We start from the raw sequence: 15,413 nt of genomic DNA, 5'->3' as shown, positions 1-15,413 counted from the left end.
GGGACCCCTTTCAAGGTTCGTGTGACGCCTCACTGGCGAGGCGCCGTTATTCGAAAGGCACGCTTGGTCAAGGCCGCGCCTCAAGTCGACAACGCTCGTTACAGTGCGGCCGCCTTCGGCGTTTCCTTGGCTTGGAGTTCGGCAAGCATCTGCTCGTCTGTCTTCATGATGCCGAAGTCGAGCAGCATGTCCTCGAGCTCCTCCATGGTGATCGGGGTCGGGATGGTGCCCTGGCGCGAATTGGCATGGATCTTCTCGGCCAGCGCACGGTATTCTCCGGCCTGCTTCGAGTCCGGCGCATACTGGATCACCGACATCTTCCTGAGCTCGGCGTGCTGGACGATATTGTCGCGCGGCACGAAATGGATGAGCTTGGAATTGAGCTTGGAAGCCAGTGCTTCGGCGAGATCGAGCTCGCGGTCGGTTTGGCGCTCGTTGCAGATCAGGCCGCCGAGCCGCACGCCGCCTGAATGGGCGTATTTCAAAATGCCCTTGGCGATGTTGTTGGCGGCATAGAGCGCCATCATTTCGCCGGACATGACGATGTAGATTTCCTGGGCCTTGTTCTCGCGGATCGGCATTGCAAAACCGCCGCACACCACGTCCCCGAGGACGTCGTAGGAAACATAGTCGACATCATCGTAGGCGCCGTTCTCCTCGAGGAAGTTGATTGAGGTGATGACGCCGCGGCCGGCGCAGCCTACACCCGGCTCGGGGCCGCCCGACTCCACGCACTTGATGCCTTTGTAGCCGATCTTGAGCACGTCCTCGAGTTCGAGGTCTTCCACCGAACCTTCCTTTGCAGCAAGGTGCAGCACGGTATCCTGCGCCTTCGAGTTCAGGATCAGGCGGGTGGAGTCGGCCTTGGGGTCGCAGCCGACGATGAGTATCCTCTGCCCAAGATCGACAAGGGCGGCGAGCGTATTTTGGGAGGTGGTGGACTTGCCGATGCCGCCCTTGCCGTAAAAGGCGATCTGACGCAGACCTGACATGTAGCTTTCCTTCCTTCGTTCCATTCATCGCGGCTGCCCGCGATATGAATGCCGGTCGGCAGCTTTCGCCGCCTCGTAAAGCAAGGCTCAAAACTCATGCCAATTTTATTGACCGATCGAAGAAAGTTTTTTGTTCTTCCTTTTCAGATATTTGACCTGAGCAAAATAAAGGAATGGCTAGCCGAGCCTATGTCGCGAACCTGACAAGACCAACGAAACATGTCAGACAGCGTTAAATATGACAGCCATTAACCGATCGAGGCCGGACCAACATCTTCGGCCGGGTTTGGCACTTTCTCGCCATGCAGGATTGTGTCCGAGCGCCCAAAATCGCAATACCGTCAGCCCAATTCGGCCGATGACGGTCTTTTTTCGGAAGCTAACGCAGGACATGCGCCGGGAACGCTATGTTCTCATCGCGCTACGATGCTGACGCGCCGATGTCTCGCGCCACGTTTACAGAACGGTGGAAGGGCTGCTTGCCGACTTCCCCTCTCCGGTGTAATAGAATGTCGTAACTTACCTGTAATTGCCGACATTTTGATACATGATCGAATCCCTTGAAACCTCTCAGCGCGACCTTGCCGTCAGTCTGATTGAGCACCACGGGATCATGCGCCTGTCGGATCTGAAACGCCGAGGCATCAATCCGGCTACACTTGCGCGTCTGGTAGACGAGGGCATCCTCCATCGCCCCTCACGTGGGCTCTACGAACGCGCGGATGCCGACGTCGACATTTCTCATTCCCTGGCCGAGATCGCAACTCGAGTTCCGAAAGGCGTGATCTGCCTCGTATCGGCGCTCCAGTTTCATGAGATCACGCTGCAGCTTCCGCGCAGCGTCTGGATCGCAATCGGCTCCAAGGACCGCAAGCCGACGATCGACTATCCGCCGATCCGGGTTGCTCGCTTCGGCGAAAAGGCGCTCACCATTGGCGTCAAGACCTACACCATCGATTCGGTGCCTGTCCGGATCTTTGATCCGGCCAAGTCGATCGTGGACTGCTTCCGCTTCCGCAAGGCCGTCGGCCTCGACGTTGCAATGGAAGCGCTCCGCATGGGCTGGCGGGCCAGAAAGGTCAGGCCCGACGACATTGCCCGATATGCGCAGGCCCTTCGCATCTGGAGTGTCGTTCGTCCTTATCTTGAAAGCACAGTTGCTGATGAAAGATAGGCCGGCGAATCTTCCAGCATCGATTCTTGCTCGGCTCCGCAACATCGCGCGGGACAAGCAGACGGACAATCAGCTCATCCTGAGGCGATACGCCATCGAGAGGCTGCTTTATCGGCTGAGCATCTCCCCGCATCGCGATCAGTTCATCCTGAAGGGCGCGATGCTCTTCACAGCGTGGCTCAACGATCCGTTTCGCCCTACGCAGGACCTCGATCTTCTCGGATTCGGCAATCCGGCCGTAGCGGCGATCCGATCCGTTTTCGAAACGATCTGCCGGATCGAGGCCGAAGAAGACGGACTGGCGTACGATGCGAACGGCCTAAGCGTCGAGGCGATCCGTGAAGGCCAGCAATATGGCGGCGTCAGGGTGCAGACGACAGCGTCTCTCGGGAGGACCCGGATCCCGGTACAAGTTGACATCGGCTTTGGTGACGCTGTTACGCCGACGGCGCAGGAGCTGGAGTTTCCGTCGCTTCTGTCGGCCGAGGGTCCTCGACTGAGAGCCTATCCCAGGGAAACCGTGGTTGCCGAAAAACTCCAGGCAATCGTCGTGCTTGGCCAGGCGAACAGTCGCATGAAGGATTTTTACGACCTGCTGGCGCTGTCGCGGCTGTTCGCGTTCGAAGGTGGATCGCTGGTCCAGGCAATCCGAGCGACATTTGAGCGCCGTGACACGCTACTGCCAACAGAGACTCCGCTTGGACTCAGTGCCGCTTTTGCCGAGGACATCGAGAAGGCAAGGCAATGGACGGCGTTCGTCGGAAGGGAACCGCTTCTCTTGCAGCCATCGAATCTCCCGGCCGTGATCGTCGCGATTGGCAAGTTCGTTTTTCCGCCGCTCCAGGCTGCAGCCTTAGGCGACGGTTTCGAGCGTCATTGGCCGGCCGGCGGCCCTTGGACGTAAAGCTCTGACTTGCTTTGCTCCATGGGCGGATCACGGCTCTCGAAATCGTTGCGGATCGGTCGTCTGCCACGGCAGCGGATCAGCTTAGGGCGCGGAGGTGTCGACCTGTCGACATAGCACTTCGAAGCGCATTTTTAGCCATTTTTTCGCTGTACTCTTCGCGATCATGGAATATGATGGATATAGAGACGTCAATTCCAGAACTTTTGAAGCATGAACCTTATTTTTCAAATGGTTAAGTTTTTGATTGTCTTTCTGGCTTGCCTTAAAAAGTTTGAAAAACTATTCCTTTTTTGAATTAAGTTAAGTTGCTAAGATAGAATTGGGTGATGCGACTGCGTGAGCGTGCCTGACGTATCGCTTGCCTCGACAATTATCGTGGCCTCGGTGAGAGCGCTCATTGTCACGTTTCGTTGAGGGAAGAAGAGCAGATTTGCGGACCGGCCTGAGCGGCATCGCGTAAAAGCAGAATTTGCGAAATCAGCAGAAACTCCTTGGGGATGCGCTCCTGGAGGTCTCTGTTTTCATTCGGATGGTAGGTGCTGAGAGGCGTACCGATTACCGCAATCGTGCGTCCGCCGTTAGTGATGGCCGGTTCGTGGGCGACACGATCGATTCCGGCGGCTAGGCCCGAAACGATAGTGAAGCCGTCCTTCCGAAGCGCGCGCTTGCGGACGGTGAGGTCGCGCGCCAGCTGTCTTGCATCCCTGCTTTTCGTCGTCGGTCGCTTCGTGGGCGCCGACCATGGCTATGCAGCGCGTCACCGTGAGTTCCCAGATGCCTTGGAATACAAAAGCTCGATTGGACGCTTGGCGTCTCGCAGCTTTTGCGGATAGGAGGCACAGTCAAGCGCGCTTTGTTACAACCGGTAACGTGACTGGAAGAGCGTCACCTGTCGGCACGGGTCGCCTGCTGCGGCTCGATTTTCACCTGTCGGTGTCTTGTGGGATAAGGTCATGGTCGCCCCGATTGCGGGCTCTTTTGTGGCAGGCAGATGCCGGTCTTGCGTTGCGGAATGACATTTGTGCGTTGCAATATCTGACGTGGAAGCTACTATGAGGGTGTCGGCCATCAACTCTCTAGATGCGATGCCGACCTTGAATGCGGCACACCCCCTCTAGTGCCGTTTTCGAATCGGGCCCGTTGCCACCTCCTCCCGGCAGCGGGCCTTTTCTCTCCAAGGCTGCCTCTTGGCCAATCACGGTGCCGCCGTCAATTCGAGCGCAGAATTTCGAGTTGAATTTCTGGCGATCCGGCAGTTATTGAACTCCGGCGTTACGCTGTACACCGAAGCCCTCTCGGCGGAGATATCGCTCAAGGCAAGATGAGGTTCGCCGGAAAATACAATAATTTTCAGCTCCTTAATGAGCGGCAGACCCTAGGAATTCGCGCTATTCGGTAGCAACGCCACCAAATCCCTTATCGGCATTATTCAGCCGCAGGCAACGCGTCTCCTTCGAAGGGCCAGTTACCTGGAAGCTTTGGCTATGGCGTGGATATCGGCTCAGGAATAGCCTCCGCAATCTCCCTCACGCGATCGAGGCAGATAGCGGCAAAGGGTCTCCATTCTTCAGCAATATCGAGTTCTTGCAATTCACTGCGAACATGACCCTCTTGGAGGTTGATCAACCTGGTGCCAATAGCCGCTTTCAAATGCGACACGAAGCGTAAGTTGTCCTGCAGCAAATCCGGGAATAGATGGTCCACTACTGCGATATCGAATATGTCGCGGACCTTCAACAAAGTGCCACGATAATTAAGCTTCTTTAAGGCTATCTCCACTGGATGTTCTATTTCAATCGAATGGGAAAGTTCCGGACTAAGCTCCCTCAGGTCAATGATTTTGCGCGCCGTTGGCACATTAGTAATGTAAGAAGCGACGATAAAATCGATCTCGCCTTCTGGGTAGATCAGTTTGAGGTAGTTTGGCGCCTCATCGTATGCCTGATGTTCCCAGATGCCTTCGCCACCCAATCGGGGTGAAAGTATCGACAAATACTGGGGGTCATCGATGAAAGCGTCGATGTCCTTGCTCAGGCGATGACCAGTGTGGACCATCAGAGCGGTACCGCCCCCGAGCACCCAATCGGGGACGGGTTGCCCTTTCGCGCGGAGTCGATCGAGGCCTGCTACTGCTCTATCGAGGAGAAGGAGCCAGTGAGACAAGTTCGCTCTCCAAATCCGGATTGTACTCGCCCGTCGCGGCCTTCGTTGCCATGTAAGCCTTGGCGAGCTTGGATTTAGAGATACCGTGAGCGCTTGCAAATTGAAAAACGAGAAAAGGCTCCACGTCTGTGAAGAAAGTGGCGACATGGACGGGCCAATCGTCCAGTTTGGCCTTGGCAATACACTCCCGCAGCGCCGCTACGCTGATATCCCGCTTGTAGGGCGCGTTGACCGTAGCCAATACAAGCCCGTCCACTGCTGAAAAACCTTCAGCAGCGCCAATGATATGGGTTTTCGTAATCGCGCGAACCATTCTGGGTATATAGTTCTTTCGCCCGACAGAGTCGACCCACGGGCAATTTGGCATCGCGCCTCATAATAGAATTCACCGCAGCGCAACGGCCCGTTCCGCCTGTCAGCCCCAATGTGAGGGACCGATCGACTCCCGCGGAAATAGCCACCAAGGGCCCACCCAATGTTGAGGGGATAAGCACATGACGCTGGTTGGGCCTCCCACGGGCCGCCGCTTCGCCATTGCGTATCGACGACTGCCAGCCCAGGAGCCTGAACATGAACCCCAGGACTCTCAATCTTCCTCGCACCGCCTGCCCTCCACGTTTCTGGAGCGTCCGGAGTGGTTGGAATATAGCCGTCGCGATCCGACACGAGACGCGGGATTGTGAAATCCGAACGGGCAGCATTTCCTGATGTTCCCGGCATGCCGCGCCTACACGACGCTCTGCCATTTCCGCTGGCCAAAGACGAATGGCGAGCCCGTCTGCCGCGGCCTTCTCGGCTGCTACGCGCTCAGGCGCGCTTTCAAGTGCTCCGGCTGCCGCCGCGAGTTCCTACAGACGTGCCGAAAAGAGCGCAGAGTTCATTGACATGAACGAGCTTATTTCGGCCCTTTCCCATTCGGCTACGCGCGGACGGACACAGGACCTCGTCGGATTGACGAGGAGGAAGAAGCTGCGCTTCGGGTTCAGCATGAGTATCGTCTCCGTTCCACCACTTCTTCCTTCTCGCGGCCCAGCCTGTCCTTGGTAGAGCTTCCGACATTTTCGTCCACCTTCTGACACAAGAAGGTTCGTCGAGACGTCACGTGAAAACGCCTTGTATGTTTCCCGAGCATTAGCTGCTTGAGATGTTACAAGTTCAGCCCGATGAGATCGCCGTCTTAGACGGAAGCCGTTCCTCCATGGCGACCCCGAAAGCAGGTCTCTCTACTCAAGGTAAAAATCGCTTCCATCCCTGCTGCAAGTCAGATGGCACGGCATTTGCGACGGCTCATTAGAACCATCGAACCACCAACAAAGCGACGAGTGAATCATTGGTGACTCCAGACAAGCGCTTGAGGCGACGGTGACAATTGCGGATAAACATCGGGAGGTCGTCCCCTCCAGACGTCAGTGCTCGCTAGCTTTTCTGCGCAGGTGTTGTTGGAGGCCGACATCCGACAGCGCGGCATGCGCCCAAATGCTGCTTGCCGGTCCTCATCAGCATGTGAATGCCGAAGCACCGCATCGAAGGGTCACCCAACCGACGTCGGCGCGCCATGGGCAACCTACAATACGCAGAAGCACTTTCGTGAAGCGAGATTCTTGCGCAACCGCAACGTTGCGGCGCCACACGCCTATTTCGACACTGACACTGTCGATCGCCACCACTTTCTCTTCGGGGACAGCCAGGCGGTCATTGACATCCCTTCCAGCGCCACTTGCCGCCAAGGGGTTGCTTGATCCCGCCCAAATCACTCATATTGGGCCGGCCATTCGGATGACGAAGAGGGTGGGCCAAGGCCTTCCCGTACCACCGGATGGAAGAGCGATTTGGAAGCCGCGAAGGCCTTCATCTCATGTCCGGCATGCCTGCCGAGTCGACGTTGCGTCGGCCCAAACCGAGAAGCCATGCCAGTTTTCTTGTAAAAGGAGCTATTTGATGACCGTCACGAAGAAGGTCCCCTTCGTTACCTTTCGCACGCGTGTTCGCGATGAGTCCGTCGAGGGGCCAAATCCATACCGCTGGCAAGACAAGACATCCGACGACTATTTCGATGGCAAGTGCGTCATCCTGTTCTCGCTGCCTGGCGCCTTCACCCCGACCTGCTCGACCTACCAACTGCCCGATTTCGAAAAGCTCTATGACGAGTTCAAGAAGGAAGGCATTGACGCAATCTACTGCATCTCCGTCAACGATGCCTTCGTCATGAATGCGTGGGGCAAGGCCTTGGGGCTGCAGAAGGTCGAGCTTATCCCGGACGGCTCAGGCGAGTTCACGCGCAAAATGGGTATGCTGGTTGCGAAGGACAATCTCGGCTTCGGAATGCGCTCCTGGCGCTACGCCGCCCTGATCAACGACGGTGCGGTGGAGCAATGGTTTGAGGAAGAAGGATTCTCCGACAACTGCGAGAGCGATCCCTATGCCGTCTCATCCCCGCAGAACGTTCTTGAAACACTGCAGGCCGCCGCATGATCAAGTGAGCGTCTGGCAATCCCATTAACGCACGGCCAAGAGCCTCCTCGATCGGAGTTTCGCGCTCAACATGCTGTCCTCGGCAAGGCTGCTTCAACGCCAGAAGCAATCTATGGTGGCATCGCCTCAGCTCATTGAGTCGATTCGCCTGTTGCAACTGGCGCGCGCCGAACTGCATCAATTCGTGGAGCAGGAACTCGAGAAAAATCCGCTTTTGGAGCCAGCTTCAAACGACGGTGAGGCTCTTGGCGACGTGCCGATTTCGGCAGACCAGTCCACCAGCGCACGCGAAAAAGACATGGATAGGCCGACGAGCGCGGCGGCCGCAGAGCGACCGGGGGAATGGAAATCGCTGCGCAACACGACGAACACCCCTGCGGATAGTCGCCCTGCCCTGGACGAGTTTGCCGCCTGCACCGAAACATTGCACGACCACGTCGCTGGTCAGATCGCGCTCACTGCATTCACACCACAGGAGCGGCTGATTGCCGGCGAGCTCGCAGCCCATCTGGACGATACGGGCTATCTTCGGGTGGACCTTGTGGAACTGGCCGGCAAACTGAACGCCCGCGAGACGGATGTGGAACGGGTTCTCGCAACCTTGCAGCAGTTTGATCCACCGGGAATTTTTGCTCGCACTCTCAGCGAATGTCTCGAGATCCAGTTGCGTCAGCGAGACCGGTTCGACCCGGCAATGGCCGCCTTGGTTGCGAACCTTGAGATGGTTGCCAGACGCGATTTCCAGGCGTTGAAGCAGCACTGCTGCGTCGATGAAGAAGACCTTCTCGAGATGTTGCATGAAATCCGTGCGCTCGATCCCAAGCCTGGCAACCGATTCCAATCCGGAGCGCCGGAATCCATCATACCCGACGTCTGGGTCACGCCCTCGCCCGGAGGTGGATGGCAGATCGAACTAGATCCGGACGCATTGCCCAAGGTTTTGATCAACCAAACCTATTTCGCCGAAATCTCGCGCCACGCCGTCCAGAATCCGAAAGATCAAGCGTTTCTGAACGAATGCCTGCAAAACGCGAATTGGTTAATCCGCAGCCTGGATCAGCGTGCCAAGACGATTCTTAAAGTTGCGACTGAAATCGTGCGCCAACAGGATGCCTTTTTCCAACATGGCGTGGCTCATCTGCGGCCTCTCAATCTCAGGACTGTCGCTGAGGCGATCAATGTGCATGAGTCGACGGTGAGCCGGGTGACCTCGAACAAGTATATGCTTACCCCGCGCGGGGTGTTCGAACTGAAGTATTTTTTCACAGTCGCGATTGCCTCCTGCCAGGGCGGCGACGCGCACTCCGCCGAAGCTGTCCGCCATCGGATCAAAGCGATAATTGCTCAAGAATCGCCCGGTGACGTGCTTTCCGACGACGAGATCGCCGTCCGACTGAAGGAAACCGGCATCAATGTTGCGCGCCGCACCGTCACAAAATATCGCGAGGCGATGAACATCCCCTCCTCCGTGGGACGGCGCCGGGAAAAGCGGCTATGGCTCATTGGCGATCAAGATTGAAGCAGGCGTCCGGCCCCTTCTCGGCGTCTATTAGCCGCCCTTTCAGGATTATGCGGTCACGGCGCCGGCCGGGGTGTCGTCGCGACGCTCGGCGGCAAGGTTGGATAGGTTACCTTCGGCTGGTCCCCGGTGAGCGCCTGTAGGAAAGCGGTGATCTTGTCGACTTCCTCAGGGCTCAGCTGCGTACCAAGCTGGGTCGTGCCCATCACCGCCACGGCCTGCTCTAGATCCCATGCATGGCCGCTGTGAAAGTAGGGGGCGGTGAGTGCGACGTTCCTCAACGTAGGGACCTTGAAGACATAGTCGTCATCCACCTTCCGTGTCACCTCGACGCGTCCCTTGTCGTCAGGCGGCAGGAACTCCCAGCCGGGCTTTTCGACCACCCCAAAAGGAGCGTACATGCTCCCACCGAGGTTGATGCCGTTGTGGCAAGACGAGCATCCTTTGTCGGTGAAAAGCCTGAGCCCCTCCTTCTGTTCAGTGGTGAGTGCGTTCTCGTTACCCTCGAGATACCTGTCGAAGGGTGCGTTAGGCGTGATCAGCGTCGCCTCGAACACGGCGATGGCTCTCGCGATGTTGTCATATCTGAGGGGATCGATTTCATCAGGGAAGGCTTTGCCGAACGCCTCAACGTACCCAGGAATGCTCTTGAGCTCTTCGACGGCGTGCCCGGGAGTGGTCCCCATCTCCGTCGGGTTGGAAATCGGGCCGCCGGCCTGCTCCGTCAGATCCGCTGCCCGTCCGTCCCAAAACTGAGCGATGTTGAACACCGCGTTGAATACAGTTGGCGCATTGCGGCCGCCGCGCTGCCAGTTATGGCCAATAGAGGTGGAGCGGCCATCGCCGCCAGCACGGCCGATTTGATGGCAGGTGTTGCAGCTGATGTTGTGAGCTTGCGAGAGCCGCGGTTCGAAATAGAGCATCTTGCCCAACTCGAGCTTCTCTAAGGTCGCCGGATTGCCGTCCAGGTCTGCAGCACGCTTGGGAATGGGGCTAAACAGCGATCTCGCAACATCCAGCAGGTTGTCCTGCCCCATGGCTGTGGAGGCAAGCAGGCAGCCTGTGAGTGCAGCACATAGAAACGCCAATCCCGCCGCCAAGCGGAAGAAGGAGACAATAAATGTCTTCACGAAGCCCATCGACGTAAGTACCCACCATTGCTTTGGTCAAGTTTCTAGGGATTCAAACGAACTACCGCAGCCCCCGGACCGCGTCTTCGCAACTAGAGTTGAAAGTCATTCCTGAATTGCATGAATGCCCAAGACGTCGAGCGATTTAGCAAGCGCGGCCTGGCTCTAACGAGACTGCTATCAGTTCGCATCCCAGCCGTTCACTGCACGCGCGGAGTGGATATCACTCTCTTCCGGACCGAAGTAAGCATCGAAGTCGCTACAGTCTTGACAGTGGCGTTGCACACGAAAAAAGCCCTCTACCTGCAGACCCTCCGATAAATATACTTCTTCCATCGCATGTTTTCGGTGTTCGAGGCGAGCGCCGGAAAATGGGTTGCGAGCAAGCGGCTGAGCTCGTCACGATCGAAAAGGCCGAGGTCTTGCCAGAGACAGTCTGTGTGCATGGCGCGATGCGCGATGATTTTGGCGAATGAAGTGCTGACGGGATCGACCGGCCGGGCATGCGCCAAGAGCAGATCGAGCAGCAGTACTCCATGTCCGGCTGCGGGTCAGTCGCCCTTGCCAAGGCAAAAGCAGAGATGTTGATGGCGGGGAAACTGTGGGGCAGGATTCTCTCAGCGCGGCGCGCGAAAGACCCGTTAATCCGGTTGCCGTTGCCGTGCCTGCGTCGATTTCGTCGAGCGGTCGCAGGATGATACAAGAAAGCGCATGCTGATCGAAGCTGGGTCATGGGCCTGCGTCGCTTGATCGCGAACATCGAACGAGATGAAAAGCACACCGGGACTTTCCCGGTGAAGCCCTCGCGCCCCTCAAGGCGGATCTGAGGCTGACCAAAGATTGAATCTCTTTCCGGTCGTATCATCCTTTTCCTCCATTTGGGTTTTGCGAGCGGTCGCGATTCTTGCCCGCGGCGATCACATCGAATGGAAAACAACAAGGATCATGCCATTTCAGGCCAACCGAGATTTTTCTGGAAACTTGCAGCGGTTACGCTCGAAGAGCCTGTCTCGGTCGAGCTAAAGTTGTCGCTAATCCGACAAAATCGACAGCGGAAAAGTCGGGAGTTAGTGCGGCCACCGGCGCTCCTAATCACGGCGGGCGCGGGTGTTCATTCATCAGCCACGTCGAGCTTTAAGTCTGTCGACTGGGGCTGCGGAGTTATCTGTATACACGGTTATCGTCGAGGCGGCGGAGGACAGGGGTCGCTGCCGCAATACCGCCTCGACTTCGTCTTCAAAGCCTTCCCCCCGCAATTTTATCTGGACTTCGCCTGCTAAATCGAAGCGGTCTTCGAGGCCGCGCAGGCCCTTCAAGGAACCCCTGCGATAGAGTTCGCGTCTCACTCGAGCGTAGCTATCTGGCCGCGCAGCTCAAGCAGCCAGGCAGCCGCTGTGACGCGATCGGCCGCGATTGCACAGGACCAGCCGGCGATCACTTTAGCCGTAGCAGGACTTGCTACGAAAGGATTGCCGGCGTCCTTGTCGCCTCCGAGTTAGCTTCGGCTGTGCGCAGGGCTATGTCGGATTTGAAGGCCTTACAGATTTGGCCGGTCAATTCCACCCTATGGCGCATCGACCTGGGGGAGGCATTGGGCCCACTACCTAGATTTGCGTGCCGCCCTCGCCGACTTCCTTTCGGAATTGCTGAGAGCCTTGTGGCCGAGACCGCTCGACTTCGCCAGCGCCGATCGTTGGGCCGCATAGTTCGGCGCCACCATGGGGTAGTCGGGCTTCAATCCCCATTTCTCGCGATATTCGTTGGGCGTCAGGCCGTAGTGGACGTTGAGATGCCGCTTAAGCGATTTGAATTTCTTGCCGTCCTCCAGGCAGATGATGTAGTCGGGAAACACTGACCGCTTCGGATTAACCGCAGGCGCTTGGGCTGGCTTCTCTGGCTCGACCGCTTGCCCAACATTCGACAATGACGAGTTCACGCTTGCGATAAGCTCTGGCAGTGACGCGGGGGGAACCGCGTTTTTGCTGACATAGGCAGATACAATATCTGCCGTAAGTTCAATCAACAGGCCTCGGCTATCTGCGGTGTCTTCGGGCATTCAATTACTCCTATTGCGTGACAACATGGTGCTCTTTTACCGGCTTTGTCGAGGAAGGCCAGCATGATCTGCTTATATCGACGTTAGTCAACCACTTCTAGCTATCGCAGTAGAAGATTCATTAGAGGCTTGAATGATCCGATAAACCGGCATTAGACAGCAGCCGATCAGTTTGGCAATTCCTGTTGGGCCCAGGCCGGCGGCAAGCAGTACCATGATAATCTCTGTCAAGCCGCTGTTTGCCACCTTATGGGTGCTGTTACGTTGCTCGATTCCGTCGCGCCCGCGTTCCGTGATTAACCGCAGCCTCAATTTGGACGACCGTACCAAGGACGGTGAGCACGATGTGAACCATATCGGCCCTCGTTAAAGATGAGGATCGAGCACCGCGAAACGCGCCATTCTGATGTGCTTATGCGCAGTGAATGGCTCACCATTGCGCGTTCAACAAAAGGGCTGGGCCGTCGTCAAGCAGCTACACGAATGCTTTGGACCTCCAGACCTTTCTTGCCCTGCGCGCACTCGATAAAAACCTTTTGTCCCTCCACGAGCTCGCTGACTCCACAGCGGGCCAAAGTTGACGCGTGAACGAATACGTCCTTCCCGCCGGCTTCAGGGGCAATGAAGCCAAAGCCTTTCTCGGCGTTATACCATTTGACGGTGCCGGCGCTTTCCGGCGCGGATTTCGAAGTGTTGGCCGTCTCCTGTGCGATCTCCAGGACTTGCGCGACCTGATGGCCTTTTGGCGTCTCGTCCAAGGTGACCTTGAGCCGCGCTCCCTCTGGGACACTGCTCCTTCCAACCGCTTCCAATGCCCGCATATGCAGGTAGGCGTCCCTTCCGTCCGAGATCCTGACGAAGCCAAAACCTTTGCTTGCATTGAACCACTTGACCTCTGCGTCTACCGGCTTTGCCGTCGCAGGTGACGTTTGATGAAAGAAGCTTGGGACGGCTTCCTCTTCTGGAAAAGGAAACGGGCCGTCGTCATCTCGACGCCGACGGGGCTTGCGGTAATCCTTATATTTGCTCATGTCATCTCAGGGGAAGGAAATGGTGCTGGGCACCAAAGGTTGGCAAGATGGGCGGTCGCTTGAGTCTTCGGTCGCACGTGTCAGCTCTTCAAAAGCGCCATCCGTCTTTGATCAGCGACAAGCTAGAATTGTCAGCCGGGCAGCAGGGCGCGGTTCAATCAACCAGGCTCTGCAGAGGGCTCTCACTCGCTTTGAGCCTCGCTTTCTAACCACTGGATATCCTTCTTTGCAAGTCGTCGCGAATGCGTCGCCACGGCGCTTCTATTCCGGGACCGATCCGCCATGGTTGAGACGCGTTCCGCTCGGTTATTGGGAGTGCCGCTCTTCGCCCGACCGCATCATTGCTACAGTCCTCCGTCACCCGGTCAACCCCTGTTGGAGGTCTGATCTAGCCCTGATCGAGCGCAGGCATTTTTCGGGATGCCCGCGCCCCCTACTCGTCTATGGGCTTCGGGTATCGAGAAAACTTAGGTCTCTCGTGAGGAGGGTCGACCGGCCGCGGAGCATGTGTTTTCAACATTAACGCATGCTCACGAAATGATGGTAATGCCGGCGCGCAGGCCGAAAGCTCGGATCTCGAGCAACAGGTCCGCGTCGGCGCCGACCTCGATGCTGTCGTGAACCTCGAAATCTCCTTCGCTCACACGATCCTCGAACAGTATTACGCATCGGTCCGGGTCGCACTGTCGAGATGTCCAAAGCAGGCCGTCAACGTCCGCTCTAGCGCGGTGAATCGCTTGAGCCCAAAGAACAGTCTGACCGTAGGTCGATTTCGGCGTCTCGATGAGATCGGCGCGGCTTATGCCCCACGCTTTGAGATCCGGCGCGAATAGGCCGGCCACGAGCAGATCGCGCTTCGGCGCAATGCGGCTTACGCTGCGCGATTCGACGACGTCGAGGCGGACTGTCTTGAAGACGGCAGTGGTTTCGATGTCGTGAAAAATCGACTCGAAAGCCGCTGCCTCCCGCGATGTCGCCGCGTAAAGCGTCGGGACGCATGTGCCTGCGGAGTCTTGAAAAGGAGCGAACCGCGTCGGCTGGCCCATGCATGGGTTGAACTGCGCCGGCCGGAAACTGGAGCCGTGCGTTCGATGGAGGACGCTACCTTTCGTGACCTTTTGGGTGTTGATGCTCGGAAAGGGAAAGGGCGGCGGGCGTACGCTTGACACGCTCACCCAGCCACCTCTTCGCCCTCTCGTTCAGCGGCTGCGATGATGGACTGCGGATCGTCGAGCATATCGGCGGGTGCCTTGTCGGCCAGCCAGCCATTCGTCGACATGAACCAGAAGGCACGTTGCCACGCAGACAGCCGGGAAGGAAGTGCCCCGAGCGCCTTCTTGATCGTCGGGTGCGGCCGTCCCTCGCGAAACTGGAAAGCCGGGAAATACTCCTTGCCGCGGTGCTGAACCGAGAAGATGTTGCCGGCCTTTTTCCAGCGCGCTGCGGTCGCATAGGGGTTCTTGGTCTTCAGCCCCGCCTGTGCTCCGATCTCGGCGCTCGTGAGCTGGGGGACCTCCGAGACGAATCGATCACGGAGCTCGAGGTTGTCCGAGGCCAGTGCTCCGCGCGCGTCGGCGAGCTCATCGGGCAGGAGGACCTCCGCGAGCTTGCCGATCGCCGACTCGAGGCGTGTTTCGTCAAGCGTGGCACTCACGCGGACAACTATTTCAAGGAAGGAGCGCACCGCGCTTCGGCGTCCTTCGTCTAGGTCGGGCTTGAGTTGAAGGACGACGGAATGCCCCAGGGCGATGTCAGCGGCCACGGCAGCGAGATCCACGAATCCTGTCGAGGTCGCAGTTGCTGGCGCTACCAGGGCCGGCGCTGTCTCTTGAAGCGCGCGACGGATCGCCCCGACAAGAAGCTCGCGATCGTCGGGGACGGAGCGGCTAGGGCGCTCCTGCGCCCTAGCGCCGCCCGACGCGCGCCGTCCGGCGATCGGCGCAGGCGGCCGGTCAACCATGAGGAAAGA

At 57.7% G+C, this 15,413-nt stretch carries 15 protein-coding genes; 4 read left to right on the top strand and 11 right to left on the bottom strand.

The genetic code is table 11. The features are described 5' to 3' along the window. Positions 1–98: 98 nt before the first annotated feature. Entirely contained in the window at positions 99–992 is an 894-nt protein-coding gene (nifH, locus tag ABID26_RS31110; protein ID WP_040971496.1) for a nitrogenase iron protein, read from the bottom strand. A gap of 547 nt (positions 993–1,539) precedes the next feature. Here nifH and ABID26_RS31105 point away from each other — a divergent pair. Together ABID26_RS31105 and ABID26_RS31100 are read left to right on the top strand one after the other, a co-directional pair. Continuing rightward, positions 1,540–2,166, top strand: coding sequence for a type IV toxin-antitoxin system AbiEi family antitoxin domain-containing protein (locus ABID26_RS31105; protein WP_354417467.1), 627 nt, complete (start codon positions 1,540–1,542; stop codon positions 2,164–2,166). After that, positions 2,156–3,070, top strand: coding sequence for a nucleotidyl transferase AbiEii/AbiGii toxin family protein (locus tag ABID26_RS31100; RefSeq protein ID WP_354417545.1), 915 nt, complete (start codon positions 2,156–2,158; stop codon positions 3,068–3,070). Before ABID26_RS31105 ends, ABID26_RS31100 begins: the two co-directional genes overlap by 11 nt. A gap of 311 nt (positions 3,071–3,381) precedes the next feature. Here the strand turns inward: ABID26_RS31100 and ABID26_RS31095 are convergent, their stop codons facing one another. The 4 genes from ABID26_RS31095 to ABID26_RS31080 all read right to left on the bottom strand — a co-directional run bounded on the left by ABID26_RS31095 (position 3,382) and on the right by ABID26_RS31080 (position 5,549). Continuing rightward, positions 3,382–3,471, bottom strand: coding sequence for a hypothetical protein (locus ABID26_RS31095; RefSeq protein ID WP_354417465.1), 90 nt, complete (start codon positions 3,469–3,471; stop codon positions 3,382–3,384). A 2-nt stretch (positions 3,472–3,473) separates the two neighbouring features. Further along, the gene (locus ABID26_RS31090) at positions 3,474–3,686 is read right to left on the bottom strand and encodes a DNA-processing protein DprA (protein WP_354417544.1); all 213 of its coding nucleotides are present in this window, start codon (positions 3,684–3,686) and stop codon (positions 3,474–3,476) included. Positions 3,687–4,555: 869 nt separating this feature from the next. Next, a complete protein-coding gene (locus ABID26_RS31085; protein WP_354417464.1) occupies positions 4,556–5,236 on the bottom strand; it encodes a nucleotidyl transferase AbiEii/AbiGii toxin family protein in 681 nt (226 codons plus the stop codon). Continuing rightward, entirely contained in the window at positions 5,208–5,549 is a 342-nt protein-coding gene (locus tag ABID26_RS31080; protein WP_189407090.1) for a hypothetical protein, read from the bottom strand. The genes ABID26_RS31085 and ABID26_RS31080 overlap by 29 nt, the downstream gene beginning before the upstream one ends. Positions 5,550–7,174: 1,625 nt before the next feature. On the opposite strand from ABID26_RS31080, the gene ABID26_RS31075 reads away from it, so the two are divergent. After that, on the top strand, positions 7,175–7,708 hold the full coding sequence (locus ABID26_RS31075) for a peroxiredoxin (RefSeq protein ID WP_128371851.1): 534 nt from the start codon (positions 7,175–7,177) through the stop codon (positions 7,706–7,708). A gap of 70 nt (positions 7,709–7,778) precedes the next feature. Then, the gene (gene rpoN / locus ABID26_RS31070) at positions 7,779–9,227 is read left to right on the top strand and encodes an RNA polymerase factor sigma-54 (protein WP_354417461.1); all 1,449 of its coding nucleotides are present in this window, start codon (positions 7,779–7,781) and stop codon (positions 9,225–9,227) included. Between the two features lie 56 nt (positions 9,228–9,283). On the opposite strand, the gene ABID26_RS31065 is transcribed toward rpoN, so the two are convergent. From ABID26_RS31065 to ABID26_RS31040, 6 genes are all read right to left on the bottom strand, one after another. Beyond that, a complete protein-coding gene (locus ABID26_RS31065) occupies positions 9,284–10,366 on the bottom strand; it encodes a cytochrome-c peroxidase (protein ID WP_354417459.1) in 1,083 nt (360 codons plus the stop codon). Positions 10,367–10,656: 290 nt separating this feature from the next. Beyond that, positions 10,657–10,869 (bottom strand): nitrogen fixation protein NifQ, encoded by a 213-nt coding sequence (locus ABID26_RS31060; RefSeq protein WP_354417457.1) that lies wholly within the window; start codon positions 10,867–10,869, stop codon positions 10,657–10,659. A gap of 1,088 nt (positions 10,870–11,957) precedes the next feature. Beyond that, positions 11,958–12,413 carry a Ros/MucR family transcriptional regulator gene (locus tag ABID26_RS31055; protein ID WP_354417455.1) on the bottom strand — a complete coding sequence of 152 codons (456 nt, stop codon included), beginning with the start codon at positions 12,411–12,413 and terminating at the stop codon, positions 11,958–11,960. A gap of 467 nt (positions 12,414–12,880) precedes the next feature. After that, complete coding sequence (locus ABID26_RS31050; protein ID WP_354417454.1) at positions 12,881–13,444, bottom strand: cold-shock protein; 564 nt, start codon at positions 13,442–13,444, stop codon at positions 12,881–12,883. A 530-nt stretch (positions 13,445–13,974) separates the two neighbouring features. Continuing rightward, a complete protein-coding gene (locus ABID26_RS31045; protein ID WP_354417542.1) occupies positions 13,975–14,613 on the bottom strand; it encodes an RES family NAD+ phosphorylase in 639 nt (212 codons plus the stop codon). A 2-nt stretch (positions 14,614–14,615) separates the two neighbouring features. Beyond that, positions 14,616–15,206 (bottom strand): hypothetical protein, encoded by a 591-nt coding sequence (locus ABID26_RS31040; RefSeq protein ID WP_354417452.1) that lies wholly within the window; start codon positions 15,204–15,206, stop codon positions 14,616–14,618. Between the last annotated feature and the right edge of the window lie 207 nt (positions 15,207–15,413).

Origin of the sequence: Mesorhizobium shonense (assembly GCF_040545255.1) — a bacterium.
GTDB classification, from domain to species: domain Bacteria; phylum Pseudomonadota; class Alphaproteobacteria; order Rhizobiales; family Rhizobiaceae; genus Mesorhizobium; species Mesorhizobium shonense.
Note: the sequence above shows the minus strand (reverse complement) of the source record. Positions and strands in the feature narration are given on the sequence as shown.